Annotated in this window: 25 protein-coding genes and 2 tRNA genes; 8 read left to right on the top strand and 19 right to left on the bottom strand. The window is 75.0% G+C overall.

The features are described from left to right. Positions 1–538 (bottom strand): thiamine-phosphate kinase (locus ICW40_RS06430; RefSeq protein WP_308121667.1); only part of this gene is annotated, 538 nt, incomplete at its 3' end. 49 nt (positions 539–587) lie between these two features. Between ICW40_RS06430 and ICW40_RS06425 the strand changes: the two genes are divergently transcribed. Both ICW40_RS06425 and ICW40_RS06420 read left to right on the top strand, forming a co-directional pair. After that, positions 588–1,079 carry a DUF3515 family protein gene (locus tag ICW40_RS06425; protein WP_308121666.1) on the top strand — a complete coding sequence of 164 codons (492 nt, stop codon included), beginning with the start codon at positions 588–590 and terminating at the stop codon, positions 1,077–1,079. A gap of 55 nt (positions 1,080–1,134) precedes the next feature. Next, positions 1,135–2,106: a D-alanine--D-alanine ligase family protein gene (locus tag ICW40_RS06420; protein WP_221653003.1), complete on the top strand. Its 972-nt coding sequence runs from the start codon at positions 1,135–1,137 to the stop codon at positions 2,104–2,106. A 108-nt stretch (positions 2,107–2,214) separates the two neighbouring features. Here the strand turns inward: ICW40_RS06420 and ICW40_RS06415 are convergent, their stop codons facing one another. The 3 genes from ICW40_RS06415 to ICW40_RS06405 form a co-directional block, all read right to left on the bottom strand. Further along, positions 2,215–3,345: a hypothetical protein gene (locus tag ICW40_RS06415; protein ID WP_221653002.1), complete on the bottom strand. Its 1,131-nt coding sequence runs from the start codon at positions 3,343–3,345 to the stop codon at positions 2,215–2,217. Between the two features lie 143 nt (positions 3,346–3,488). After that, positions 3,489–5,030: a Mur ligase family protein gene (locus ICW40_RS06410; RefSeq protein ID WP_221653001.1), complete on the bottom strand. Its 1,542-nt coding sequence runs from the start codon at positions 5,028–5,030 to the stop codon at positions 3,489–3,491. After that, positions 5,027–5,776 carry an alpha/beta fold hydrolase gene (locus ICW40_RS06405; protein ID WP_221653000.1) on the bottom strand — a complete coding sequence of 250 codons (750 nt, stop codon included), beginning with the start codon at positions 5,774–5,776 and terminating at the stop codon, positions 5,027–5,029. The genes ICW40_RS06410 and ICW40_RS06405 overlap by 4 nt, the downstream gene beginning before the upstream one ends. Before the next feature lie 142 nt (positions 5,777–5,918). Between ICW40_RS06405 and ICW40_RS06400 the strand changes: the two genes are divergently transcribed. Further along, positions 5,919–7,151: a trans-sulfuration enzyme family protein gene (locus ICW40_RS06400; RefSeq protein ID WP_221652999.1), complete on the top strand. Its 1,233-nt coding sequence runs from the start codon at positions 5,919–5,921 to the stop codon at positions 7,149–7,151. Here ICW40_RS06400 and ICW40_RS06395 read toward each other — a convergent pair. From ICW40_RS06395 to ICW40_RS06380, 4 genes are all read right to left on the bottom strand, one after another. Next, a complete protein-coding gene (locus tag ICW40_RS06395) occupies positions 7,148–8,191 on the bottom strand; it encodes an NAD(P)H-dependent glycerol-3-phosphate dehydrogenase (protein WP_221652998.1) in 1,044 nt (347 codons plus the stop codon). The genes ICW40_RS06400 and ICW40_RS06395 overlap by 4 nt on opposite strands. Positions 8,192–8,198: 7 nt before the next feature. Then, the gene (locus ICW40_RS06390) at positions 8,199–8,921 is read right to left on the bottom strand and encodes a lysophospholipid acyltransferase family protein (RefSeq protein ID WP_221652997.1); all 723 of its coding nucleotides are present in this window, start codon (positions 8,919–8,921) and stop codon (positions 8,199–8,201) included. A gap of 78 nt (positions 8,922–8,999) precedes the next feature. Further along, positions 9,000–10,316: a UDP-N-acetylglucosamine 1-carboxyvinyltransferase gene (gene murA / locus ICW40_RS06385; protein ID WP_221652996.1), complete on the bottom strand. Its 1,317-nt coding sequence runs from the start codon at positions 10,314–10,316 to the stop codon at positions 9,000–9,002. Positions 10,317–10,347: 31 nt separating this feature from the next. Further along, positions 10,348–10,503, bottom strand: coding sequence for a hypothetical protein (locus ICW40_RS06380; RefSeq protein ID WP_221652995.1), 156 nt, complete (start codon positions 10,501–10,503; stop codon positions 10,348–10,350). Positions 10,504–10,589: 86 nt separating this feature from the next. On the opposite strand from ICW40_RS06380, the gene ICW40_RS06375 reads away from it, so the two are divergent. Continuing rightward, positions 10,590–11,432 carry an LLM class flavin-dependent oxidoreductase gene (locus ICW40_RS06375; protein ID WP_221652994.1) on the top strand — a complete coding sequence of 281 codons (843 nt, stop codon included), beginning with the start codon at positions 10,590–10,592 and terminating at the stop codon, positions 11,430–11,432. A 51-nt stretch (positions 11,433–11,483) separates the two neighbouring features. On the opposite strand, the gene leuD is transcribed toward ICW40_RS06375, so the two are convergent. Together leuD and leuC are read right to left on the bottom strand one after the other, a co-directional pair. Further along, positions 11,484–12,146: a 3-isopropylmalate dehydratase small subunit gene (gene leuD / locus ICW40_RS06370; RefSeq protein WP_221652993.1), complete on the bottom strand. Its 663-nt coding sequence runs from the start codon at positions 12,144–12,146 to the stop codon at positions 11,484–11,486. Positions 12,147–12,178: 32 nt separating this feature from the next. Next, positions 12,179–13,645 carry a 3-isopropylmalate dehydratase large subunit gene (gene leuC / locus ICW40_RS06365; protein ID WP_221652992.1) on the bottom strand — a complete coding sequence of 489 codons (1,467 nt, stop codon included), beginning with the start codon at positions 13,643–13,645 and terminating at the stop codon, positions 12,179–12,181. 101 nt (positions 13,646–13,746) lie between these two features. Here leuC and ICW40_RS06360 point away from each other — a divergent pair, with 101 nt between their 5' ends. After that, positions 13,747–14,466, top strand: a complete 720-nt coding sequence (locus ICW40_RS06360) for an IclR family transcriptional regulator (protein WP_199425107.1) — start codon at positions 13,747–13,749, stop codon at positions 14,464–14,466. Between the two features lie 203 nt (positions 14,467–14,669). On the opposite strand, the gene ICW40_RS06355 is transcribed toward ICW40_RS06360, so the two are convergent. Together ICW40_RS06355 and ICW40_RS06350 are read right to left on the bottom strand one after the other, a co-directional pair. Further along, a tRNA-Glu gene (locus ICW40_RS06355) sits at positions 14,670–14,742 on the bottom strand. Positions 14,743–14,875: 133 nt separating this feature from the next. Next, positions 14,876–14,947: transfer RNA gene (locus ICW40_RS06350), tRNA-Gln, on the bottom strand. Positions 14,948–15,166: 219 nt separating this feature from the next. Between ICW40_RS06350 and ICW40_RS06345 the strand changes: the two genes are divergently transcribed. Further along, positions 15,167–16,954 (top strand): gamma-glutamyltransferase family protein, encoded by a 1,788-nt coding sequence (locus tag ICW40_RS06345; protein ID WP_221653006.1) that lies wholly within the window; start codon positions 15,167–15,169, stop codon positions 16,952–16,954. A 1-nt stretch (position 16,955) separates the two neighbouring features. Beyond that, positions 16,956–17,873, top strand: a complete 918-nt coding sequence (locus tag ICW40_RS06340; protein ID WP_221652991.1) for a sulfite exporter TauE/SafE family protein — start codon at positions 16,956–16,958, stop codon at positions 17,871–17,873. Between the two features lie 12 nt (positions 17,874–17,885). On the opposite strand, the gene ICW40_RS06335 is transcribed toward ICW40_RS06340, so the two are convergent. The 4 genes from ICW40_RS06335 to ICW40_RS06320 all read right to left on the bottom strand — a co-directional run bounded on the left by ICW40_RS06335 (position 17,886) and on the right by ICW40_RS06320 (position 21,798). After that, positions 17,886–18,587 carry a VOC family protein gene (locus ICW40_RS06335; RefSeq protein WP_308121665.1) on the bottom strand — a complete coding sequence of 234 codons (702 nt, stop codon included), beginning with the start codon at positions 18,585–18,587 and terminating at the stop codon, positions 17,886–17,888. 73 nt (positions 18,588–18,660) lie between these two features. After that, positions 18,661–19,383, bottom strand: coding sequence for an HAD family hydrolase (locus ICW40_RS06330; RefSeq protein ID WP_308121664.1), 723 nt, complete (start codon positions 19,381–19,383; stop codon positions 18,661–18,663). Positions 19,384–19,412: 29 nt separating this feature from the next. Beyond that, positions 19,413–20,948: a glutamate--tRNA ligase gene (gene gltX, locus ICW40_RS06325; protein ID WP_221652988.1), complete on the bottom strand. Its 1,536-nt coding sequence runs from the start codon at positions 20,946–20,948 to the stop codon at positions 19,413–19,415. Positions 20,949–21,012: 64 nt separating this feature from the next. Beyond that, positions 21,013–21,798, bottom strand: a complete 786-nt coding sequence (locus tag ICW40_RS06320) for a fumarylacetoacetate hydrolase family protein (protein ID WP_221652987.1) — start codon at positions 21,796–21,798, stop codon at positions 21,013–21,015. Positions 21,799–21,834: 36 nt separating this feature from the next. Between ICW40_RS06320 and ICW40_RS06315 the strand changes: the two genes are divergently transcribed. Then, positions 21,835–22,908 carry a heparan-alpha-glucosaminide N-acetyltransferase domain-containing protein gene (locus tag ICW40_RS06315; RefSeq protein WP_221652986.1) on the top strand — a complete coding sequence of 358 codons (1,074 nt, stop codon included), beginning with the start codon at positions 21,835–21,837 and terminating at the stop codon, positions 22,906–22,908. 58 nt (positions 22,909–22,966) lie between these two features. Here ICW40_RS06315 and ICW40_RS06310 read toward each other — a convergent pair whose 3' ends face one another. The 3 genes from ICW40_RS06310 to ICW40_RS06300 all read right to left on the bottom strand — a co-directional run bounded on the left by ICW40_RS06310 (position 22,967) and on the right by ICW40_RS06300 (position 25,167). Continuing rightward, positions 22,967–23,770, bottom strand: a complete 804-nt coding sequence (locus tag ICW40_RS06310) for a methyltransferase domain-containing protein (RefSeq protein WP_221652985.1) — start codon at positions 23,768–23,770, stop codon at positions 22,967–22,969. A gap of 85 nt (positions 23,771–23,855) precedes the next feature. Beyond that, positions 23,856–24,329 (bottom strand): ribonuclease HI, encoded by a 474-nt coding sequence (rnhA, locus tag ICW40_RS06305; RefSeq protein ID WP_260458858.1) that lies wholly within the window; start codon positions 24,327–24,329, stop codon positions 23,856–23,858. A 115-nt stretch (positions 24,330–24,444) separates the two neighbouring features. Then, the gene (locus tag ICW40_RS06300; protein WP_221652984.1) at positions 24,445–25,167 is read right to left on the bottom strand and encodes a maleylpyruvate isomerase family mycothiol-dependent enzyme; all 723 of its coding nucleotides are present in this window, start codon (positions 25,165–25,167) and stop codon (positions 24,445–24,447) included. Positions 25,168–25,380 lie beyond the last annotated feature (213 nt).

Here is a 25,380-nt window from a genome sequence, read left to right as displayed (position 1 = left end):
CGAGCCCGGCGGCCGACCGGCCGCGCACGCCGGCGTGGGCCAGCACGTCGCCCGGCCGCGCGCCGCCACGCAGCACGGGGGCCCGGCCCTCGAGGTCCCCGTGCACAGTCACCGCGACGACGACCTCGGACCCGCCCGAGAGGTCGCCCCCGACGACGCCGACGTCCGGCCCGCACGCCGCGGCGAGGCCCCGCGCGAGGCCCAGCACCCAGGCGACCTCCAGGTCCGCGGGCACGACGAGTCCCACCACGAGCGCGCTCGGCCGGGCGCCCATCGCGGCGACGTCGGCCAGGTTCTGGACGGCGGCGCGCCGGCCCACGTCCTCGCCCGTCGACCAGTCGCGCCGGAAGTGCCGGTGCTCGACGAGGACGTCCGTGGAGACGACGACGCGGCCGTCCGGGGCAGCGACGACCGCGGCGTCGTCGCCGGGCCCCAGGAGGGTGCCGGACCCGCGCGGGAGCAGGGGGAAGATGCGCGCGAGCAGCCCGTCCTCGCCCAGGTCGCCCACCGTGGTCTCGGTCGTCGGGTCGTGGTGCACGCGGTCACGCTACCCACGCCGTCGTGCGCATCGCGGCTACGGTGGCGCCGTGAGCCGTACCGTCCACCGTCCCGCACGCCTCGTCGTCGCGCCGCTCCTCCTCGTGGCCCTCGCAGGATGCGCGACGCCCGTCGCCGTGCCGGCCGCGCCCTACGCGGCGGACCCGGTGTGCGCGCAGGTCGTGCTCGCGCTGCCGGACGCGCTCGCCGGGATGCCGCGGCTCGACACGAGCAGCCAGGCGACCACGGCGTGGGGCGAGCGGACCGCGCCCGTCGTGCTGCGCTGCGGCGTCGAGCCGCCCGGGCCGACGACCGACCCCTGCGTCGACGCCGACGACGGCACGGTGCAGGTCGACTGGGTCGCCGTGGCCGGCCCGGAGGACGAGGACGGCGCGGCCCCGTGGACGTTCGTGACGTACGGGCGCGACCCCGCGGTCGAGGTCAGGGTCCCGGCCGAGGTCACCGCGAACCGGTCGACGTCGTTCCTCCTCGACCTCGGTCCGGCCGTGAGCCTCGTCGAGCAGACCCGCTCGTGCCTCTGACCGCGCCGCCCGCGCTGGCTAGGATCGCCGGGACACCTCGACGAAGGGATCTGGCGTGACGACTGAGCTCGAGCGCGTGGCGGTGATCGCCGGAGGCCTGTCCAACGAGCGCGAGGTGTCGATGCGCTCCGGGCGGCGCGCGCTCTACGCCCTCTCCGAGGCGGGCGTGGACGCGACCCTCTACGACGCGGACGAGTCGCTGCTCGACCGCCTCGTCGCCGACCGGATCGACGCCGCCTACATCGCCGTGCACGGCGCGAGCGGCGAGGACGGGTCGCTGCAGTCGGCCCTCGAGCTCGCGGGCGTGCCGTACGTCGGCTCGCCGGCCGCGTCGTGCCACCTGGCCTGGGACAAGGTCGTGGCGAAGGTGCTCATGTCGCGCGCCGGCCTCGCGACGCCCCCGTGGGTCGCCATCTCGGCGCGCTCCTTCCGCGAGCTCGCCCCCGCGCAGCTCGTGCGCTCGATCACCGACCAGCTCGGCCTGCCAGTCGTGGTGAAGCCCGCGACGAGCGGCTCGACGCTCGGGATGAGCCTCGTCGAGACGGCCGGGGACCTCCCCGGCGCGCTGGTCCGCTGCTTCACGTTCGGCGACGTCGCGCTGATCGAGCGCTACGTCGCGGGCCAGACGATCGAGACGGTCGTCGTCGAGGACGACGAGACGCCCACCGCCCTCCCGCCGGCGGCGTTCCAGAACCCCGACGTGTCGCCGTTCTCCTTCGAGGCCCGCTACAGCGCGGACCTCATCACGGTCGCCCTGCCCGCACCGCTGCCCGACGACGCCCTCCGGGCCGCGGCGCGAGCGGCCGAGCTCACGCACCAGGTCCTCGGCCTGCGGGACATCTCCCGGACCGACGCGATCGTCGACGACGACGGCACCCCGTGGTTCCTCGAGGCGGCCATCTCGCCGGGGCTCACGGAGACGTCGGTGCTCCCGCTCGCGGCGGCCGAGGTCGGGCGCCCGCTCGGCCAGCTGCTCGCGGACCTGCTCCGCAAGGCCCACCGCCGCGCGGGCGTGCCCACGGCCTGAGCCCCGCGCCTCGGGCAACCGCCTCGGACCCGCGGCGCCGTCACGATCGGGCCGGGACCGCGGGCCGTCGCCATGGGGGTCAGGCCCGCGGGCCGTCCAGGCCGAGGGTCAGGCCCGCGGGCCGTCCAGGCCGACGAGCTTGCCGCTGATGCCACCCGCGGCGCGCAGCGCGGCCCCCGAGCCGAAGCCGCTCGCAACCGCCGGGACGCCGGCGTCCCGGGCCTCGACCAGCGCGTCGCGCAGCACCTCGGCCGCGGGTCGCGTGCCAGCCCACAGGTACAGGGCCATGGCACCGGGCACCGAGTTGACCTCGTTCACCACGAGCTCGTGCGTCTGCGGCTGGTAGAGGAAGTCGACCCGCACGACGCCGGTCAGGCGCGTCGCGACGGCGACGCGCCGGGCGAGGTCGCGCGCCTGCTCCGTGACCGCATCGGGCACCTGGGCCGGTAGCTCGCGCGGGGCGCTGCTCAGGCCGGCGTCCTCGCCACCCCCACCCGCGAGGTACTTCTCGGCGTACGAGTACACGCCGTCGGACCCCCGGAGGGGCCGCTCGAGCGGTGAGACCTCGAGGGTCGGCGCCGTCCGGAAGGAGATGTTGAGGTCGACGAGGTCCTTGCGGAACGGCTCGAGGACGGCCCCCTGGCGCAGGTGGGTGCTCGTGCGGGCCAGCACGCGAGCGGCGGCGAGGTCGTCGACGATCTCGATCCCGATCGAGGAGCCGCCGTAGCGCGGCTTGACGATGTACGGGCCGTCGAAGCCGGGGTCGACGTCGGCGTCGAGCGCCGCACGCGGCAGCGTGGGCACGCCCGCCGCCGCCATGACGCCGCCGAACGCGAGCTTGTCCATGCCGAGCGCCGCGGCGTACATCGACGATCCCGTCGCCGGCAAGCCGAGGAGCGCGGCGAGCGCGGCGAAGCCGCCACCCTCGCCCATGCCGCCGTGCAGGCAGCTCAGCGCGGCGTCGATCTCGAGGCGCTCGGAGCGCAGCCGGCCCTTGACGAACAGGCCCGGGTCGGCGCCGAGCCGGATCTCGACAGGCTTCGAGCCCGCGGGAGCGCCCTCGAGGAAGTCCTTGGCCTCGGCACCCTGCGGCACCACGAACCAGCCGCCGGTGGGGCCCCAGTACAGCGACGTGACCTGCTCGCCGGCGCGCGTGAGGACACGCTCGCTCTGCAGCCCGGTCAGGACGGAGATCTCGTGCTCCGGGGACGGACCTCCGAACACCACTGCCCAGGACATGCACCCTCTTCTCGTCGTCGGGGTCGTTGCGCCGTCGGGGGACGGCCGCGCCGGAGGCGCGTGTGCGAGTCTGCCCGGGTCGCTCCCGCGTCCCGCGCAGCCGCGTCGGCACGTCGGGACGACGTGCCGTGGGAGCGCTCAGGTCATGGGTAGTGGTCGGGAAGGTCGTTCTCGTAGAGTACGACGCCGTCCTGGCCCGCCGCGGCGGTCGCACGCGGCACGGCGGCGGGTCGGTCGTCCACGACGTCGACGCTGCCGCCCGCACGTGCCGCACCCTCGACGAGCGCGGCGCGGTTCGTCCGCCCCACCACGACGAGGTGGGCACCCGCGGCCGCGGCCGCCTCGGCGAAGTCGGCGTTGCGCTCGTGCTGGACGGGGCCGAGCTCGACGATGCCCGGCGTCACGACCACGAGCCGGCCGCCGCGCTGCCGCGCGAGGTCCGCGGCCTCGTCGAGCGCGGCGCGCGCACCGATCGGGTTCGCGTTGTAGGTGTCGTCCACCACGACCACGCCGGTACCCGTGTCCTGGACCTCCGCGCGGTGCGCCGCACGCGGCAGCGACCTCAGGCGCGGCTCGGCCTTGGTCACGTCCGCACCGACGGCGAGCGCGACGCCGACGGCGACGCCGAGGTTGACCCCGTGCGCCACGCCGGGACCGACGGCGAGCGTCACGGGTCCCTCGGGGGTACGGGCGACCACCGTCCCCGCCGCGAGGTCGACGACGACGTCGGCGTCGTGACCCTCGACGGAGACGGTGAGCACCTGCTTGCCGGCCGCCCGGCAGCGCTCGGCGAGCGCCGCCAGCTCGGGCAAGTCGACCGGGAGCACGACGGCCCGCGCGCGCTCGGTGATCTCCGACTTGGCGGCGAGGATGGTCTCGCGCGTGCGCATGCGCTCGAGGTGGGCCTCGCCGATGGTCGTGATGACCGCGACGTCGGGCGGGAACAGCTCGCACAGCTCGCGGATCTCGCCCGGCCCGTAGGTGCCCATCTCGGCGACGAAGACCTCGGTGCCCTCGACGAGCACGTCGTTGACCGCGCGCGAGAGACCCAGCCGGTTGTTGAAGCTCGCGGGCGACGCGACGACGGCCGTGGTCCCGCTCAGCAGGTGCGCGATGTAGCCCTTGGTCGACGTCTTGCCGTACGAGCCCGTGATGGCCACGACCTGGGGACGGATGCGCGCGAGGCGGCGCTGGGCCTGCGCGACGAAGGGCGCCGAGAGCCGGCGCTCCACCCGCTCCATGACCGCCATCGCCACGTCGAGCAGCAGGGGCGCGCCGACGACGACCAGAGCCGCTGCGCCCGGGCCGACGAGGAGCACCAGCACGGCGCCGAGCACGACGACGAGCAGGAGCCAGCCGGCGGCGAGGCGGCGCAGCCGCGCCGTCCAGCTCAGCGAGGACGTGCGGCCGCGGATCCCGAGCCCGCGCGGCAGCACGACGGCGAGGAGCAGCGCCGGCACCGCCGCGAGCTCGAGGCCCGGGACGCACGCGACCACCGCGAGGACGGCGGCGGCGACGGCGAGCCCGAGGTCGAGCCGGGACCGTGACAGCCAGAGCGCCGCGATGCGTCCGGCCCGGCCCCCGATGTAGTGCTCGCGCTGACCGACGCGCAGCCAGCGCAGCGCGACGGGCGCGAGAGCGGCCGCTGCGAGCAGCGGCAGGACGACGTCCAGGACCTCCGTCATGCCGACCCGCCGAGCCGGGAGAGGACCGCGGTCCGGACCGCCTGCTCGAGTGCACCGTCGAGCAGGTGGCCGGCGCCGGGCACGACCACCAGGCGAGCGCCCGGCAGAAGCTCGGCGGCGAGCCGCGCACCCGCGAGCGGTGCGGCGTCGTCGAGCTCGCCCCAGACCATGTCGACCGGCACGCCCGCGGCTGCGACCCGCGCGAGGTCCTCGCGGTAGTCCTCGCCGACGAGCCGCACGAGCACACCGCGCATGACGCCCTGGGCCGCCTGGTAGTCGGCCGAGCCGCCGCGACGTCGCAGCCGGTCGACGACGCCCTCGGGCAGCAGGTGCGCGGCGTGCAGCCGCTTGGCGAGGCGCAGGGCGGGCCGCGGCCGGGGCGGCGACGTCGCGCGGACGAGCGGGACGCCCGTCAGGACCAGCGAGTCGACGAGGTGCGGACGGGACGCCGCGAGCCGCACCGCGACGCGTCCGCCGAACGAGTGCGCCACGACGACGTAGGGTCCGGAGCCCTCGAGCCCCTCGAGCGCCGCGGCCAGGTGGTCGGCGTACTCGACGCTCCCCCACACCTCGGGCGGCGGCTCGGTCGGGCCGAAGCCGGGGAGATGGACCGCGAGGGCATCGGTCCCCTCGAGGACGCGCGCGAAGTCGGCGCCCGAGCGGCCCCACCCGTGCAGCGCGAGGACGCGCGCGGGCGACTTGCCGACCCGGTCGGCGAGCACGTCCCCCGCCAAGACCGTCAGCACGCGGACGAGGCTAGCACCGACACCGGGACCGCTCCCGTCGGCCGACGCCAGCCTCCGGCGTGGCCCGGAGGAGCCCTCGGACGGCGCTCCGGCGCCGACGCGCCCACCGGAGGACGCCCGTGGCGCGACTACGCTTCGGGACGTGACCGAGTCCCACGAGCCTCACCAGAACGACGACACCACCCCCGAGGCGTCCGAGCCGGCGCACCGGTCACCGGCCACGCTCGCCGTGACCGCCGGACGGCCCGCCCGGGGCCGCGGGACGCCCGTGAACCCGCCCGTCGTCCTGTCGTCGACGTACGTCTCCGCCGGCGTCCCGGCGCCCGGCGAGCTGCTCTACACCCGCAACGGGACCGAGACGTGGCGCCCGTTCGAGGAGGCCCTCGCCGTGCTCGAGCGCGCGACGCTCCCGGGCCTCGTCTTCGGCTCCGGGATGGCCGCCATCGCCGCCGCGTTCGGGCTCGCCGAGCCCGGCGCGCGCGTCGTCATGCCACGGCACGCCTACCAGATCAGCCTCGGGCTGGCGGCCGAGCTGTCGCGGCGCAGCGGGCTGCGCGTGACGACCGTCGACATCGCGGACACCGCGGCGGTGCTCGCCGCCGTCCGCGGCACGGGCACCGGTGCGGACGGCGCCGACGAGGACCCGGCGGAGCTCCTGTGGGTCGAGTCCCCGACCAACCCCATGCTCGAGGTGGCCGACCTCCCCGCGCTGGTCGAGGGCGCGCACGCCGCGGGCGCTCGCGTCGTCGTGGACAACACGTTCGCGACGCCGCTCGGCCAGCGCCCGCTCGAGCACGGCGCGGACGTCGTCGTGCACTCGGTGACCAAGTACCTCGCGGGCCACTCGGACGTGGTGCTCGGCGCCGCGCTGACGTCCGACCCGGTGCTGCACGAGCGCCTGGCGACGTACCGCGCGATGCACGGCGCGATCGCAGGGCCCTGGGAGGTGTGGCTCGCGCTCCGCGGGCTGCGGACGCTCGCCCTGCGGGTCGAGCGGTCCCAGGAGAACGCCGCGGTGCTCGCCGCCCGCCTCGCCGCGCACCCGGACGTCGTCGAGGTGCGCCACCCCAGCCTGCCCGCCGACCCCGGCCACGAGCGCGCGTCACGCCTGCTCGACGGCTACGGCTCGATCATCGGGCTCCGGCCGCGCGGGGGTGCGGCCGCGGCGGACGCCCTCGTGGACGCCGTGCAGCTCTGGGTGCCTGCCACGAGCCTCGGCGGCGTCGAGTCGACCCTCGAGCGGCGACGGCGGTTCCCGACCGAGTCGGTGACGGTCCCCGAGGACCTGCTGCGGCTGTCGGTGGGGGTCGAGCACGTCGAGGACCTGTGGACCGACCTCGACGCCGCGCTGCGCCGCGGGACCACCGGCTCCTAGAGGCCCTCCGCCTTGTGCGGCCGGGCCAGGAGCAGCTGCGCCATCCGGTCGACCGGCAGCCCGTCGTGCAGCACGGCGACGACGGCGGCCGTGATCGGCATCTCGACCCCCACCGTCCCGGCGAGCTCGAGCACGGACGTGGACGACTTCACGCCCTCGGCCGTGCCGCCCGTCGCCGCGAGGGCGTCGGCGAGACCCATCCCCTGACCGATGTGCACGCCCAGCGTGTGGTTGCGCGACAGCGGTGAGGCGCACGTCGCGACGAGGTCGCCCATCCCGGCCAGGCCCGAGAACGTCTCCGCGTCGGCACCCAGCGCCAGCCCCAGCCGGGTGATCTCGACCAGGCCGCGCGTGATGACCGTCGCCATCGTGTTGTGCCCGAACCCGCGCCCCTGCGCGATCCCCACGGCGACGGCGATGATGTTCTTGACCGCGCCACAGAGCTCGACGCCGACGACGTCGGTGTTCGTGTAGGGCCGGAAGTACGACGACGCGCACGCCTGGGCGACGCGCTGCGCGGTCGCCTCGCTGGTCGAGGCCACGACCGTCGCCGTCGGCTGGCGCGCAGCGATCTCGCGCGCGAGGTTCGGCCCGGAGACGACGGCGACGCGCTCGTCCGGCAGCCGGAGCGCGTGCGCGACCACCTCGCTCATCCGGCGGTCGGAGCTGAGCTCGACGCCCTTCATGAGGGAGACGACGACGGCGCCCGGCTCCACGAGGTCGGCGAGCGGCTCGAGCGTCGCGCCGGCCGTCTGCGCGGGCACCGCGACGGCCACGACGTCGGCGCCGCGCAGCGCGTCCGCCACGTCGGGGGTCGCCCGGACGCCGGCCGGCAGCCTGACGCCCGGGAGGTAGGCCTCGTTGGTGCCGCGCTCGGTGATCTCGGCGCAGACCTCGGCGCGCCGGCCCCACAGCGTGACGTCGCACCCGGCGTCGGCCAGCACGGCCGCGAACGTCGTGCCCCAGCTGCCGGTCCCGAGCACCGCGGCACGCGTGCGGCGCGCGTCGTCGCCGGACCGGGCGGGCGCTGTGCTCGTCACCGGCCCGTCACCGGCCCTCGCCCGGCGGGCGGCGCCAGACGAAGCGCTCGGCGGGGGCCTGCTCGCCGCGGACGTCCTCGAGGAGCGCGGTGATCGCCGCCATGACGCGCTCGGTCGCCTCGCGGAGCACCGCGGAGTCCTGCGGGCGGTCGTAGAGGTCGGACAGGTCGACGGGCGGGCCCGCGACGACCGTGACCTTCTTGCGCGGGAAGGGCTTCAGGACTGCGGAGTACCGGCCGAGCAGGTCCTGCGGACCCCACTGGGCGATCGGCACGACCGGCGCGCGCGTCGTCAGCGCGAGGCGTGCGACGCCCGTCTTGCCCGCCATGGGCCACAGGTCGGGCTCGCGCGTGAGCGTGCCCTCCGGGAAGACCGCGACGCACTCCCCCGCGGCGATCGCGTCGATCGCCGCCGCGAGCGACTTCCCGGCCTCCACCGTGTTCCGGTAGACGGGGATCTGGCCGCTCGCGCGCAGGAGGCCGCCGACGACCGGGACCGTGAACAGCGAGGACTTGGCCAGGATCTTCGGCGCGATCCCGTTGTCGTACAGGAAGTGCGCGAACGTCAGCGGGTCCACGTTCGTCATGTGGTTCGCGGCCGCGATGAAGCCGCCGTCGTGCCGCAGGTGCTCGGTGCCGCGCCAGTCCCGGTCCGTGATGGCCAGCAGGATCGGGCGGACCACGCGTGCGATGTTGCGGTACGCGCGGTTGGAGCGTTCGGGTGCCGGCACGGGAGCCGATGCTACCCGCGCCGGCACCGACCGGGCGCGGGTGTCGGTCCGGTGTCAGGCCGGTGTGTCAGGCCGGTCTCAGGCTCGGTCGAACTCGGCGCCCAGCGCGGTCAGCTTGTCCGTGAAGTGCTCGTAGCCGCGGTCGATGAGGTCGATCCCCCGGACGGCCGAGACGCCCTTGGCGGTCAGCGCCGCGATGAGGTGGCTGAACCCGCCGCGCAGGTCGGGCACCTCGATGTCCGCGGCCGCGAGCGGCGTCGGGCCCGAGATCACGGCCGAGTGGTAGAAGTTGCGCTGCCCGAACCGGCACGCGTGGCCGCCGAGGCACTCGCGGTACACCTGGATCGTCGCACCCATGCCGCGCAGCGCGTCCGTGAAGCCGAACCGGTTCTCGTAGACCGTCTCGTGGACGATCGACAGGCCCTTGGCCTGCGTCAGCGCGACGACGAGGGGCTGCTGCCAGTCGGTCATGAACCCGGGGTGGACGTCCGTCTCGAGGACGATCGAGCGGAGGTCGCCGCCCGGGTGGAAGAAGCGGATGCCGTCCTCCTGCACCTCGAACTCTCCGCCGACCTTGCGGAACGTGTTGAGGAACGTCGTCATCTCGGGCTGGGTGGCGCCGCGCACCGTGATGTCGCCCGCGGTCGCGAGCGCCGCGGACGCCCACGACGCCGCCTCGATGCGGTCCGAGAGCGCGGTGTGCCGGTAGCCGTTGAGGCGCGGCACGCCCTCGATCCGGATCACGCGGTCGGTGTCGACCGAGATGATCGCGCCCATCTTCTGCAGCACGTTGATGAGGTCGAGGATCTCGGGCTCGATCGCCGCGTTCGACAGCTCGGTGAGCCCCTCGGCGCGGACGGCCGTGAGGAGCAGCTGCTCCGTGGCGCCGACGCTCGGGTACGGCAGCGCGACCTTGGTGCCCTGCAGCCCGCGCGGCGCGCGGATGTGGATGCCCTGCTCGCGCTTCTCCACGACGGCGCCGAACTGCCGCAGGATGTCGAGGTGGTAGTTGATCGGCCGGTCGCCGATGCGGCAGCCGCCGAGGTCGGGGATGAACGCCTCGCCGAGCCGGTGGAGCAGGGGGCCGCAGAAGAGGATCGGGATGCGGCTCGAGCCCGCGTGCGCGTCGATGTCCGCGACGTGCGCCGACTCCACGTTGCTCGGGTCGAGCGTGAGCACGCCCGCCTCGACGTCGGCGGTGACGGAGACGCCGTGCAGCTCGAGCAGGCCGGTGACCACACCCACGTCCCGGATGACCGGCACGTTGCGCAGCTCGCTCGGGCCTTCGCCGAGGAGGGCGGCGACCATGGCCTTCGACACGAAGTTCTTCGCGCCGCGGACGGTGATCTCACCGTTGAGGGGGGTGCCGCCGTGGATGTGGAGGACGTCAGACATGCGCCTATGGTCGCCTACCGGACGGGGTACGTCACGCCACCTCCGCGGGTCGGTACGACGTCGTCTCCCCCGCGGTGCCCGCTGCGCGCTCGGGGGCGCCGCGCGACGCACGCGCGGTGGGCCGCGCGACCAGCGACGACGCCGCGCGGCCGCCGACGACCACGCCCGCGGGCGTGTCGGAGGTCACACCTACGGTTCCGCTGAGGGCTGAGCGACGTCGTCCGGCGACGGGACGCGACGACGCGCCGGCACGGCCGACCAGGAGGTGGTCTCGTGCGGTACGGGTTCGTGGGGAGCTATGGGAGCGTCGCGGAGGTCGTGCGGATGGCCGAGGAGGCCGAGGCGCACGGCTGGGACGGCTTCTTCACGTGGGACGGCATCAGCATCGGGCCGATGGACACCTGGGACCCGTGGACGCTGCTCGGGGCCGTCGCGGTCCGCACCAGCAGCGTCCGGCTCGGGGCGATGATCTTCCCGCTCGCGCGCCGTCGGCCGTGGAAGGTCGCGCGCGAGGCGCTGACCGTCGACCACCTGTCGGGCGGGCGGCTCGTGCTGCCCGTGGGCCTCGGCGTGACGGACGACGGCGGCTTCGGCCGGGTCGCGGGCGAGGCTCAGACGCTGCGCGAGCGCGCGGAGCGGCTCGACGAGGCGCTCGCGATCCTCGACCTCGCGTCGACCGGGGAGCCGTTCTCCTTCAAGGGCGTGCACCACCGCGTCGACGGGCTGCAGATCGCCCCGCGGCCGGTGCAGCGGCCGCGCGTCCCGGTCTGGCCGGTCGTGGCGGTCGGCCGTCCCCGCTCGATGGCTCGCGCGGCGCGCTGGGACGGCGCGGTGCTGCAGGGCAGCGGGGGCGAGCCGTCACCGCAGGAGGTCGCGACCTCCGTCGCGTGGTTCCGCGCTCGCCGGGACGAGCGCCGGGCGCAGGGTGAACCGGTCCCCGACGCGTTCGACGTGGTGCAGCAGGGCGTGCTGCCGGACGACCGCGGAGCCGCGCGCGAGCACGCCGCCGCCCTGGCGGAGGCGGGCGCGACCTGGTGGGTCGAGTCGCGCTGGGACCCGACGACAGCGACGCCGGAGGCGTTGCTCGCCGCGATCCGTCAGGGGCCGCCCCGCTGAGCGGCGCGGCCCCTGCGGGAGCGCGGTGCGTCGGTCGTGCGAGCCCGACGCTCAGACGAGCGCGTCGTCGCCCGTCCGCACCACGGGACGCGCCGCGACGATCTCGACGGGCGGGAGGTGCTTGGCGGGGAGCGTCCGCGGCCGCCACGCCTCGCGGCTCGCCTCGAAGGCCGTGATCTCGGCCTCGTGCTGGAGGGTCAGGCCGATGTCGTCGAGGCCCTCCATGAGGCGCCAGCGCGTGTAGTCGTCGACCTGGAACGGCACGGTGACGTCGGCGCAGTGCACCAGCTTGGCGGCGAGGTCGACCGTGACCTCGGTGCCCGGGACGGTCTCGAGCACCTTCCAGATGAGCTCGATGTCCTCCTGCGCCAGCTGCGCCGCGAGGAGCCCCTGCTTGCCCGAGTTGCCGCGGAAGATGTCGGCGAAGCGCGCCGAGAGCACGGCGCGGAAGCCGTAGTCCTTGAGCGCCCACACGGCGTGCTCGCGGGACGAGCCCGTGCCGAAGTCGGGGCCCGCGACGAGCACCGAGCCGGCCTTGTAGGCGTCCTGGTTGAGGATGAACTCCGGGTCACCGCGCCAGGCGGCGAAGAGCGCGTCCTCGAAGCCGGTCCGCGTGACCCGCTTGAGGTACACGGCCGGGATGATCTGGTCGGTGTCGACGTTGCTGCGCCGCAGGGGCACGCCGACGCCGGTGTGCTGGCTGAACTTCTCCATGGTCTGTCTCCTCGTGGGGCGTCGTCGGGCCGTCAGGCGTGCTGCAGGTCGCCGCGCACGTCGGTGAGCGGGCTGCCGTCCGGCGGGACGACGTCGGCACCCAGGTCCGCGACGGACGAGAGGGTGCCCCGGATCGCGGTCGCCGCGGCCACGAGCGGCGAGACGAGGTGCGTGCGCCCGCCCTTGCCCTGACGCCCCTCGAAGTTGCGGTTGGACGTGGAGGCGCTGCGCTCGCCGGGCGCGAGCTGGTCGGGGTTCATGCCGAGGCACATCGAGCAGCCGGCGTTGCGCCACTCCGCGCCGAAGTCGAGGAAGATCTTGTCGAGCCCCTCGGCCTCCGCCTGGAGGCGCACGCGCGCCGACGACGGCACGACGAGCACGCGCACCGACTCGGCCTTGCGCCGGCCCTGCACGACCTTGGCGACGGAGCGCAGGTCCTCGATCCGGCCGTTGGTGCACGAGCCGATGAACACCGTGTCGACCGGGATGTCGCGCAGGGGGGTCCCCGGCTCGAGGCCCATGTACTCGAGCGCGCGCTCGGCCGCGACGCGCTCGTTCTCGTCGGCGATCTCGGCCGGCACGGGCACGCGCGCGGAGAGCGGCAGGCCCTGCCCGGGGTTGGTGCCCCACGTGACGAACGGCTCGAGGTCGGACGCCTCGAGCACGACCTCGGCGTCGAAGACCGCGTCGTCGTCGCTGCGCAGCGTCCGCCAGTAGTCGACCGCCGCGTCCCAGTCCGCACCCTCGGGGGCGTGCGGCCGGCCCTTGAGGTACTCGAACGTCGTCTCGTCGGGCGCGATCATGCCCGCGCGCGCGCCGGCCTCGATCGACATGTTGCAGATCGTCATGCGCGCCTCCATGGAGAGCGCGCGGATCGCCTCGCCGCGGTACTCGAGCACGTAGCCCTGCCCGCCGCCCGTGCCGATCTTGGCGATGATCGCCAGGATGATGTCCTTCGACGTCGTGCCGGGCGGCAGCGTGCCGTCGACCGTGATCGCCATGGTCTTGAAGGGCGCGAGCGGCAGCGTCTGCGTCGCGAGCACGTGCTCGACCTCGCTCGTGCCGATGCCGAAGGCGAGCGCGCCGAACGCGCCGTGGGTCGACGTGTGCGAGTCGCCGCACACGACCGTCAGGCCGGGCATCGTGAGCCCGAGCTGCGGCCCGACCTGGTGGACGATGCCCTGGTCCGCGTCGCCCAGCGAGTGCAGGCGGACGCCGAACTCGGCGGCGTTGTTGCGCAGCGTCTGGATCTGCGTGCGGCTCGTGAGGTCCGCGATCGGCCGGTCGATGTCGAGCGTCGGCGTGTTGTGGTCCTCGGTCGCGATCGTGAGGTCCGGGCGGCGCACCGGGCGCCCCGCGAGCCGCAGGCCCTCGAAGGCCTGGGGACTGGTCACCTCGTGCACCAGGTGCAGGTCGATGTAGAGGAGGTCGGGGGCTCCGTCGGTGCCCCGGCGCACGATGTGCGCGTCCCAGACCTTCTCTGCCAGCGTGCCGGCCATGTGCGTTCCTCTCGCGTGCGTTCACCCGGATGCAGGTGGGTCCGGGGCCCAATTCGGTGCGGCTACTTGCGTCTCAGTGATCGAGACGCCAATATCGACCTATGGACAACTCTAGCGGAGTCGGCGTGCTGGACAAGGCCGCATCGGTCCTCAGCGCTCTCGAGGCGGGACCGGCGACCCTTGCGCAGCTGGTCGCTGCGACCCATCTTGCCCGACCGACCGCGCACCGGCTGGCGGTCGCCCTCGAGCACCACCGGCTCGTGGCGCGGGACATGCAGGGCCGGTTCGTGCTCGGCCCCCGCCTCTCCGAGCTCAGCACCGCCGCGGGCGAGGACAGGCTGCTCGCCGCGGCCAACCCCGTGCTGGCCGCGCTCCGGGACCACTGCGGCGAGAGCGCCCAGCTCTACCGGCGCCAGGGCGACCAGCGCATCTGCGTGGCGGCGGCCGAGCGTCCGATCGGTCTGCGCGACTCGATCCCCGTCGGCGCCACGCTCACGATGCAGGCCGGCTCTGCCGCGCAGATCCTGCTCGCCTGGGAGGAGCCCGACCGCCTCCACCGCGGCCTCCAGGGCGCCAAGTTCACCGCGACGATCCTCTCGGGCGTCCGACGGCGCGGCTGGGCCCAGTCGGTGTCCGAGCGCGAGGCCGGCGTCGCCTCGGTGTCCGCACCGGTCAGGGGCCCGTCGGGTCGCGTCGTCGCCGCGGTCTCGATCTCAGGCCCCGTCGAGCGCCTGAGCCGTCAGCCCGGCCGCCTGCACGCGGGCGCCGTCGTCGCCGCAGCGAACCGGCTCACCGAGGTCCTGCGCCGCACGGGCGACTGACAGCACTCCCCGCCCCACGACGCACGCCGAGGTCGCTCGCCGGCGTCGGGGTCGCCCGGCTCTCGTCGGCGATCCCGGCACCGGAGGGCGACCTCGGTGCATCCGAGGGACCGCGTCACGGGAGCCGGCCGGGACAGAGGCCAGGAACGACAGAGGCCAGGAACGACAGAGGCCCGGTCACCGTGGTGACCGGGCCTCATCTGTACCCCCAAGGGGATTCGAACCCCTGTTACCGCCGTGAGAGGGCGGCGTCCTAGGCCTCTAGACGATGGGGGCCTAGCGTCCTGATCCTGCTCGGTCTTTCGACCTGCTCGGTGCGAGGACGTCGATACCTTACATCATGTTGATCGACGCTCTGACAACCGTGGCTGCCGGCCGCGCCGCGTGCCTGAACACGCTGCGATCAACGCTGGGGTACCAGGACTCGAACCTAGACTAAGTGAACCAGAATCACTCGTGCTGCCAATTACACCATACCCCATGGGGGTATTCGGACCGCTGATCCGGCGCCCTTGGGGGAGCCGTCCGGCGGACCTCGTACCGGCGGGGAACAATACCCGAGCGGCGGCGGCGCTCCAAACCCTCGCCCGGCGCCCACCTCCCGCGACGGGCGGCCGTCGGGTGACACCCGCGCCCCCGTGCGACGATTCCGGGCGTGAACGCCTTCACCACCCGTCCTGAGCTCGTCGGCACGCACGGGATGGTGGCCTCCACGCACTGGCTCGCGACGGCGAGCGGCATGTCCGTCCTCGAGCGCGGGGGCAACGCCTTCGACGCCGCCGTCGCGGTCGGGCTCGTGCTCCACGTCGTCGAGCCGCACCTCAACGGGCTCGGCGGGGACGTGCCCGTCCTCGGGTGCGCCGCGGGGGGTGAGCCGTTCGTGCTGAGCGGGCAGGGGACCTCGCCGGCGGCGGCGACCGCCGAGGCGTTCGCCGCGCTCGGGCTCGACGCCGTCCCGGGGACCGGCCTGCTGCCGGCCGTCGTGCCGGGTGCGTTCGGCACGTGGATGGACCTGCTGGCCCGGTACGGGACCTGGTCCGCGCCAGACGTCCTGGCGTACGCGATCGGGTACGCCCGCCACGGGCACCCGCTGCTGCGCCAGGCGGCCGCGACGATCGCTTCGGTCGCCGACCTCTTCTCGGCCCACTGGCCGACGTCGGCGGCGACGTACCTGCCCGGTGGCCAGGCGCCCGCGGCCGGCTCGGTGCTGCGCAACGTCGCGCTCGCGGAGACCCTCGAGCGGCTGGCCGCGGCGGCCGCGGCCCACGCCGACCGCGAGGCGGGCATCGAGGCCGCGCGCGCCGCCTTCTACGAGGGGTTCGTCGCCGACGCGGTCGACGCGTTCTGCCGCGAGCCGGTCATGGACTCCACCGGGGACCCGCACCGCGGGCTCCTCACGGCCGACGACCTCGCGGCCTGGCGCGTGCGCGAGGAGCGCCCCGTGACGGCGTCGTTCGCGGGCCGCACGATCGCGAAGACGGGGCCGTGGGGACAGGGACCCGTTCTGCTCCAGCAGCTCACGCTGCTCGAGGGCATGGACCTCGAGGACACGCGTCCGGGGTCGGCGGAGCTCGTGCACGCCGTGGTCGAGGGCGCAAAGCTCGCGTTCGCGGACCGCGACGCCTGGTACGGCGACCCCGACCACACGGACGTGCCACTCGACGCGCTCCTCTCCCCCGCCTACGCGGCCGAGCGGCGAGCGCTGATCGGCCCCACGGCGTCGGACGAGCTGCGCCCGGGCCGGCCCGGCGACGTCGAGCCTCGGCTCGCACGCCTCGCGCTCGACGCCGTCGAGGCGGCCCGCGCGGGCCGCTCGGCCCGCGGCGCACGCCCCACCGGCTCGGGCGAGCCGACGTTCCAGCCGGCCGCCGAGACGGACCCGGAGGTCGCCACGGACGGCACCACGCGGGGCGACACCTGCCACCTCGACGTCGTGGACGCCGCCGGGAACGTCGTGTCGGTGACACCGAGCGGCGGCTGGCTGCAGAGCTCCCCCGTCGTGCCCGGTCTGGGCTTCGCCCTCCCGACGCGCGCGCAGATGTTCTGGGTCGAGCAGGGGCTGCCGTCGTCGCTCGGGCCGCGACGGCGCCCGCGGACCACCCTGAGCCCGACGCTCGTGCTGCGCGACGGCGTCCCGGAGATCGCGTGCGGGACGCCGGGCGGCGACCAGCAGGACCAGTGGCAGGTCCCGTTCCTGCTCAACCACCTCGTCTACGGGATGGGCCTGCAGGAGGCGATCGACGCGCCCACGTGGCACACGACGCACCTCGTGTCGTCGTTCGCGCCGCGCGAGGTCGAGCTGCGCGGCCTGCACGCGGAGGATCGGCTGGGCGCCGACGTCCTCGACGACCTGCGGCGCCGGGGGCACGACGTCACGGTGACCGGCCCGTGGTCGCTCGGCCGGCTGACCGCCGTGGCGAGGCGCGACGGGCTGCTGCGCGCGGCCGCGACACCGCGCGGCATGCAGGCCTACGCGGCGGGGCGCTGACGTGGACGGGCTCGAGCTGCTCCTCGTGCTGCTGGCCGGCGTGCTGGCCGGGACGATCAACACCGTCGTGGGGGCCGGGACGCTGGTCACCTTCCCCCTGCTCGTCTGGCTCGGGATACCGCCGCTGACCGCCAACGTGTCCAACACGGTCGGCCTGGTGCCCGCGTCCGTCACCGGGGCGTGGGGCTACCGGCGGGAGCTTGCGGGCGCCTGGGGCGTCGTCGCCCGGATGGCCGTGCTCTCCGCGATCGGCGGGGTCGCGGGCGGCCTTCTGCTGCTCGTCGCACCGGCGGAGTCGTTCACCGCCGTCGTGCCCTGGCTGCTCGTCGTCGCGGCGGTCCTCGCGGCGGCGCAGCCCCGCGTCTCGGCCGTCGTCCGACGGCGTGCGGCGGCACGCGAGGAGCGCCTCGCGGCCCGCCGTGACCTCAGCGGAGAGACCGCAGCCGGCACCACGTCCGAGCTCGGCACGACGGAGGCCGGCACGGCGGAGGCCGGTACGGCGGAGGTCGGTACGGCGGCGGCCCGCGCGACCGCGGCCGGCCGCGTCGGCGGCACGACGCTCCCGCTCACGCTCGGCCTCGGCGTGGGCGTCGCCGCGACGGGCGTCTACGGCGGCTACTTCGGCGCCGCCCAGGGCGTCGTCCTGCTCGCGCTCCTGGGCATCGGCTGGACCACGGACATGCACCGCGCCAACGGCGCGAAGAACGTGCTCGCTGGGGTCGCGAACCTCGTCTCGGCGACGGTGTTCGTCGTGGGCGGTGTCGTCGACTGGCGCATCGCCGGGCTCGTCGCGGTCGGCTCCGCCCTCGGCGGGGTGATCGGCGCGCGCGTCGGCCGGCGCCTGCCTGCTCCCTTGCTCCGCGGCCTCATCGTGGTCGTCGCGCTGACGGCCGCCGTCGTGCTCTGGTCGGGCGGCTGAGCGGGCCGACCGTCAGCCCTGGGTGAGCCGGAACGCGACGCCGTCGGGATCCGCGAGCTCCACTCCCCCGTCGACCTCCTGGCCGTCCCTCCGCGTGGCGCCGAGGGCGACGAGACGTGCGACCTCCGCTCCCACGTCCGTGGTGGCCAGGTCCAGACGCTGCCGGTCCGCCCAGGGCCCGGGCTCGGGGGGCTGGCCGCTCCAGGCCACCTTGGTGCCGCCGGCGGGCGACTGGACGGCGGTCTCCCCGTCCTCGTCCCACACGAGCGGCCACCCGAGGGCGTCCCGCCAGAACAGGCCGACGGCCCGGCTCCCCTCGCACGCGACCTCGCCGAGGAAGCCGCACCCGGCGAGGAACCTGTTGCCCGGCTCGATCACGCAGAGCTCGTCGTCGCCGGGGTCGGCGAGCACGACGTGGCCCTCCTCCGGCCGTTGCCCGATGTCGATCTGACGGCCGCCGAGCCTCAGCGCGGTCTCGACGGTGCGTCGCTGGTCGTCGGGGCTGCTGCTCGTGACGTGGAGGTGCACCCGGTTGAGCCCCGACTTCGGCACTCCCGCGGTCACGAAGCGCAGACCCACCTGCGTCGCGTCGCCGGGCAGGAGCACCCCGTCGGGCTCCTCGACCGTCGGGCGGTCGAGCAGCGCGCCCCAGAAGGCCGCCGGCGGGGCCGGGTCCTCGACCTGGAACGTCACGGCGACGAGTCGCGAGGTCACGCGAGCACCGTAGGACTCACCCGGACGGCTCGTCATCCCCTGAGCGGCAGGCGTCGCGCCCCGCAGCCCCCGGTCAGAGCCCGAGGGCCGCCGGCAGCTCGTCGAGCGAGCGGACGACGAGGACCCCGGCCTCGCGCGCGGCGGCGATGTCGGCGTCGGGCACGTCGACGCGCCGGGGACCCGGGCGGTCGACCCACACCCCGAGCAGGCCGGCGGCCACGGCGGCACGCGCGTCGACGTCGAGCTCGTCGCCGACGTAGGCCGTGCGCGCGGGCTCGGTGCCCAGACGGCGGCACGCCTCGACGAACACACGCGGGTCGGGCTTGCCGACGCCCAGCGTGTCGACGCCCACGAGCATCGGGACGCTCGTGTGCAGACCGGCGCGCTCGAGCTTGCTGGTCTGGTACGCCACGGACGCGTTCGAGAGCGCCCCGACAGCAACCCGGGCGGCGAGGAGACGGTCGACGACGTCGCGCGCGTCCGGGTGGGCCGCCCACGCGCTCGCGAAGCCCTCCTCGAAGACGGCGTTCCAGGCCGCGTAGCCCTCGGCGTCCAGCGGGGCGCCGCCGAAGGCGTGCTGGAGCTCGTCGGCACGGGTGCGGCGCTGCTCGTCGTACCCGGTCTCGCCGCGCGTGTAGCGCGCGTAGTGGCCGCCGGCGTCGGCACGCCACATCGCGAGCAGGTCGGCGTGGCGCTCCGGCGGGACGTGCGGCAGGTAGCGCTCGGCGATCGCAGCCAGCGCGGAGGCGAACGCCGAGCGCGTGTCGACGAGCGTGTCGTCGATGTCGAACAGCACGCCGTCGACGCGACGCCGCGCGTCGGACGTCACAGCGTGGCGCGCAGCGCCGCGATGCGGGCGAGCGTCGACGCGCGACCGAGGATCTCCATGGACTCGAAGAGCGGCGGCGAGACACGACGACCCGAGACCGCGACGCGGAGGGGGGTGAAGGCGAAGCGCGGCTTGATGCCCAGGCCGTCGACGAGCGCGGCCGTGAGCGCCTCCTGCGTGGCGGCGGTCGTGAACGCCTCCTCCGGGATCCCGTCGAGCGCGGCCGCGGCCGCGTCGAGCACGGTCGCGGCGTCGTCGCGCAGGGCCGACCGCGCGTCGTCCTCGACCACGAGATCCGCGTCGGCGACGAAGAGGAAGCCGAGCATGCCGACGGCCTCGCCGAGCAGCGTCATCCGCTCCTGCACGAGCGGTGCCGCGGCGTCGAGCACCGCGCGCTCGCGCTCGGTCAGCCCGTCGACGGACGGCGCCGAGACGCGCCCGGCCGCGTGCAGGTACGGCACCACGCGCGCGCGGAAGTCGGCCGGCTCGAGCAGGCGCAGGTGCGTCGCGTTGATCGCCTCGGCCTTCTTGAGGTCGAACCGCGCCGGGTTGGGGTTGACGTCCGCGACGTCGAACGCGGCGATCATCTCGTCCACGGTGAAGATGTCGTTGTCGGGGGCGATGGACCACCCCAGCAGCGACAGGTAGTTGAGCAGGCCCTCGGGCGTGAACCCGCGCTCGCGGTGCAGGAAGAGGTTGGACTCCGGGTCCCGCTTGGAGAGCTTCTTGTTGCCCTCGCCCATGACGTACGGCAGGTGGCCGTAGACCGGCTCCACGGTGGCCAGGCCCAGTGCCATGAGCGCGCGGTAGAGCACCACCTGGCGCGGCGTCGAGGAGAGCAGGTCCTCCCCGCGCAGGACGTGCGTGATGCCCATGAGCGCGTCGTCGACCGGGTTGGTCAGCGTGTAGAGCGGCTGCCCGTTGCCGCGGACGACGACGAAGTCGGGCACCGAGCCGGCCTTGAACGAGAGCTCGCCGCGGATGACGTCGGTGAACGTCACGTCGTCGTCGGGCATCCGGATCCGCAGCACGGCCTCGCGCCCCTCGGCGCGGTACTGCGCGCGCTGCTCGTCGGTGAGGTCGCGGTCGTAGCCGTCGTAGCCGAGCTTCGGGTCCCGCCCGGCCGCCCGGTGGCGCGCCTCGACCTCCTCGGGCGTCGAGAAGGACTCGTACGCGTACCCGGCCTCGAGCAGGCGCCGCGCGACGTCGGCGTAGACGTCCATCCGCTCGGACTGGCGGTAGGGGGCGTGCGGCCCGCCGACCTCGACGCCCTCGTCCCAGTCGAGGCCCAGCCACCGCATCGCGTCCAGCAGCTGCTCGTAGCTCTCCTGGCTGTCCCGAGCGGCGTCGGTGTCCTCGATGCGGAACACGAACGTGCCGCCGACGTGCCGCGCGTACGCCCAGTTGAACAGCGCGGTCCGGATGAGCCCGACGTGCGGGGTCCCCGTCGGCGAGGGGCAGAACCGCACGCGCACGTCGGCGCCGGAGGCGGTCGAGCGGGCGGCGGTGGGCGTGGCGAGGTCGTCAGTCATGGTCCCGCCAGCCTAGTGCGGTGCCCCGACCCGTCTGGACGGCGCGGGCTGCTCCCGACGTCGGTCAGTCGCGCCGGAGCACCGGGTTGCGCAGGACGCCGATCTCCTCGACCTCGACCTCGACGACGTCGCCGTGCACGACCGGGCCGACGCCCGCAGGCGTCCCGGTGAGGATGACGTCGCCGGGGAGCAGGGTGAACGCCTCGGAGATGTACGAGACGAGGTGGGCGACGTCGAAGATCAGCTGCGACGTGCGCCCGTCCTGTCGAAGGTCGCCGTTGACGCGGGCGAGCACGGCGAGGTCGTCGACGTCGAGGCCCGGCACGACCCACGGGCCGAGCGGGCACGAGGAGTCGAAGCCCTTGGCGCGCGCCCACTGGCCGTCGGTGCGCTGCGCGTCGCGCGCGGTGACGTCGTTGGCGACCGTGAAGCCGAACACCTGGTCCAGGGCCCGCTCGGGCGACACGTTCTTGGCGACCTTGCCGATGACGACGGCGAGCTCGGCCTCGTGGTGGACCTCCTGGGTCCACGCGGGCAGCGTGATCGGGTCGTCCGGGCCGATGACGCTCGTGTTGGGCTTCAGGAAGAGCAGCGGCGCCTGGGGCACCTCGTTGCCCATCTCCGCCGCGTGCTCGGCGTAGTTGCGCCCGACGCCGATGATCTTCGAGCGCGGGATCACCGGCGCGAGCAGGCGGACGTCGTCGCGCGCGAGCGGGACGCGCTCGCCGGTGGGCTGCACCGGCATGTAGATCGGGTCTCCGGTCAGGACGACGAGCTCCTCGGAGCCGGCCGGACCGTCCACCATGGCGTAGCGGGGATCCCCGCCGGTCGTGAACCTCGCGATGCGCACGCCGTCACCCTAACGCCGGCGGCCTAGGCTGCCGCTGTGCAGCGCATCGTCGGCGTGGACCTCCTCCGCGGCATCGCGGTGCTGGGCATGTTCGCCGCCCACGTCGGGCACGACGAGCCGCCGTTCTGGTCGGCCACCGGGTGGCTCGTCGTCGCGGACGGCCGGCCGGCCGCGACCTTCGCGCTGCTCGCCGGCGTGTCCGCGGCCCTGCTGAGCGGCGGGCCGCGCCCGAGGTCGGGCCCGCGGCTGACCCATGCGGTCGTGCGGATCCTCACGCGCGCGGCAGCCCTGTGGCCGATCGGGCTGGTGATGATCGCGCTCGGGACGCCCGTCGCGGTCATCCTGCCGACGTATGCGGTGATGTTCGGCCTCGTCACGCTCACCCTGCGCTGGACGCGCCGCACCCTCGTCGCCGTGGCGGGCGTGGTCGCCGTCGTGGGGCCGGTCGTGTGGGTGCTGGCGCGGGAGGCGACGACCAGCGCCGGGATCCCGCGGCTCCCGCAGGCGCTCGACGTCCTGCTGGGCGTGCACTACCCCGCCGTGGTCTGGATGGCGTACCTGCTCGTCGGCGTCGCCGTCGGACGCAGCGACCTGACCGCCCCCGGGACGGTGCGCCGGCTCGCGGCCGTCGGGGCGGCGTGCGCCGTCGTCGGCTACGGGGCCGGTGCCCTGGCGACCGCGGCGGTCGCACCCCAGCACACCGTGCGGCGCGCGCTGGTCTCGATCGAGCCCCACGCCAACAGCACGCCGGAGGTGGTCGGCAACGTCGGGGTGTCCCTGCTCCTGCTCGCGGGCTGCCTGCTGCTCGTGCGGCACGCCGCACCCCTCGTCGCCCCCGTCGCGGCGACGGGCGCGCTCGCCCTCACGGCCTACTGCGGCCACCTCGTCGCCATCGCGGTGCTCGGGGACTCGGTGGTCTGGCTGCCGAGCAACGGCACGCTGCTGGCCTTCGTCGGCGTCACGCTCGCGCTCACGTGGCTCTGGCGCACCTCCCTCGGCCGCGGCCCGCTCGAGCGGCTGCTGCACGAGCTCTCGACGGCCGTCGCCGACGCGCTGGTCCCGGCCGGCGCGCCGAGGCCGCCCGAGCCGGCGCAGCTCAGCCCGAGATGACGTCGCCCGGCGCCGGGTGGGCGCGGGCGGTGTCGATCCGGTGCGGTCCGGGCGCGGGTCAGGCGCGGGCGAGCACCCAGCCGTGCAGCACGGCGAACCAGGCGTCGTCCGCCTGGCCCCACGTGCGCCACGCGTCGGCGAGGACCTCGAGCGCGACGTCGTCGGCCAGCCCGTAGGAGACCGCCTGCTGCGCGAAGGCCGACGACGTGACGCGCTCGGCCCACACGCCCGACCACCACGCGCGCTCCTCGGGGGTCGAGTAGCACCACGCGTCGGCACCGCTCGTGATGCCCGACGGCTCGAAGCCCGCCTCGCGCGCCCACGAGAGCAGGCGGCGACCGGCGTCGGCCTCGGCACCGTTGGCGTCCGTGACCTCGTGGTACAGCGTCAGCCACTCGTCCAGGCCGGCGCTGAGCGGGTACCAGGTCATCGCGGAGTAGTCCGCGTCGCGCACCGCGACGAGGCCGCCCGGTCGCGTGACGCGGCGCATCTCGCGCAGCGCGCTCACGGGGTCGGAGAGGTGCTGGAGCACCTGGTGGGCGTGCACGACGTCGAAGGTGTCGTCCTCGAACGGCAGCGCCATCGCGTCGCCGGTGCGGAACTCGACGTTCGCGACGTCGCCCGCACCCTCCTGCGCGATCTCGATCACCGCGGCGGAGCTGTCGACGCCGACGACATGCCCGGGTGAGACCCGTCCGGCCAGGTCGGTGGTCACGGTGCCCGGACCGCAGCCGACGTCGAGCACGCGCTGGCCGCGCTCGAGGGCGGGCACGAGGTAGGCGGCCGAGTTGGCGACGGTGCGCCAGCGGTGGGAGCGCAGGACGCTCTCGTGGTGGCCGTGGGTGTAGACGTCGGTGCTCACCCGTCCAGTAACCCGCACTCGCGTGGCCGTATCAAGTTCCGGAACGCGGCGTCTCGCCCAGCGGTCGGGACTTCGCCCGCAGTGATCAGCCCGCGACGGCCGCAGCGCCCCGGGCGACGTCGACGCCCTGGTTGGCGAGCCGGTCCGCGCGCTCGTTCCCCGGGTCGCCGGCGTGCCCCTTGACCCACACCCACGAGACGTCGTGGCGCTGGACCTCTTCCTCGAGCGCCTGCCACAGGTCCTTGTTCTTCACGGGCGCCTTCGCGCCCGTCATCCACCCGTTGCGCTTCCAGCCGGCCAGCCAGCGCGTCATGCCGTGCATGACGTACGTCGAGTCCACGTGGAGCGTCACCGCGCAGGGGCGGGTCAGGGCGCGCAGGCCCTCGATGACCGCGGTGAGCTCCATCCGGTTGTTGGTCGTGACCAGCTCGCCGCCGCACAGCTCACGCTCGCGCTCCCCCGAGCGCATCCACGCACCCCAGCCGCCCGCACCGGGGTTGCCCTTGCACGCCCCGTCGGTCCACATCTCGACGACGGTCAGCGGGGAGTCCTGGGGCATGGGCGCCACGGTAGACGGCGCCGAGCGGGCGGCGGGCGCACGGCTCGCCGACACCGCGCCGCCGCGGCGTCAGCGGTGGTCGAACGCACCCGACCTCACGGCCTCGGGGCGAGCCTCACGGCCACGGCGCGAGCTCGGGCAGCGGCACGACGACGCCGTCGCGCTCGGCCGAGACCGCGCCCAGCGGCTCCCGGCCCGCGAGCCACGCGGCCAGGTCGTTCGCGGCCCCGCGCACCGTGACGACGTCCTCGCCGTCACCGATCGCGCGCCGCTCGTCGAGATCGGTCGCGGCCAGGTCGACCCGGAGGCCGGCCGGCACGCGATCGGCGAGGTAGTCGTGCAGGTGCGCCCGGAGGCCTGCGGTCCAGCCGGTCGACTCCACCCCGACGCCGAGGTCCGTCGCGTGGATCTCGGCCTCGCGCCACCAGAGCAGGACCACGGCCCCGACCGGACGCCCGCGGTAGCCGGTGGCCTCGTCGAGGATCTCGGGCCGCACGCGGCCGAGGGCCTCCTCGACCCGGGCCACCGTCGCGGCGACGGCAGCGCGGTGCTCGTCGGCCGATGCGCCCGCGCCCGCCTCGATCGCCGCGTCGCGACCCGCGCGGCCGCCGTCGTAGAAGTCGACGCGCTCCTCCCCCGCGACGGCGTGCTCGAGCTGGCGGGCGGCGCCGGCGCCCACGCCCGCGAGGTGGGCGAGCACGTGGCCCCGGGTCCACCCGGGCAGCCGCGAGGGCGCGCGCACGTCGTCGTCCGTGAGGTCGGCCACCGCAGCCAGGAGCCGGGCGTCGATGCGCCGGATGTCGTCGATGAGCAGGGCCAGGTCCGTCGCGGTCGTCATACCGCCATCCCACGGGAGCCTTCCGCGGCGTGCAAGCGCGGGGGGCTCGGCGTGGGGCGGGCCCCTCGCACGCGGGGCTCAGCGCCAGAGGAGCGACGCCCCGCGCCTACGCTGGGCACGTGCCTCACACCGTCCTCGCGCCGGCTGCGTGGACCGCGCAGGCCGGCGCCCACGCAGCCCGGGCCGATGCGCTCACCGCGGGCCACCGCGCGC

The organism is Actinotalea ferrariae (genome assembly GCF_019733465.1).
Lineage (GTDB): Bacteria > Actinomycetota > Actinomycetes > Actinomycetales > Cellulomonadaceae > Actinotalea > Actinotalea ferrariae_A.
This window is presented reverse-complemented; position numbering and strand designations above follow the sequence as displayed.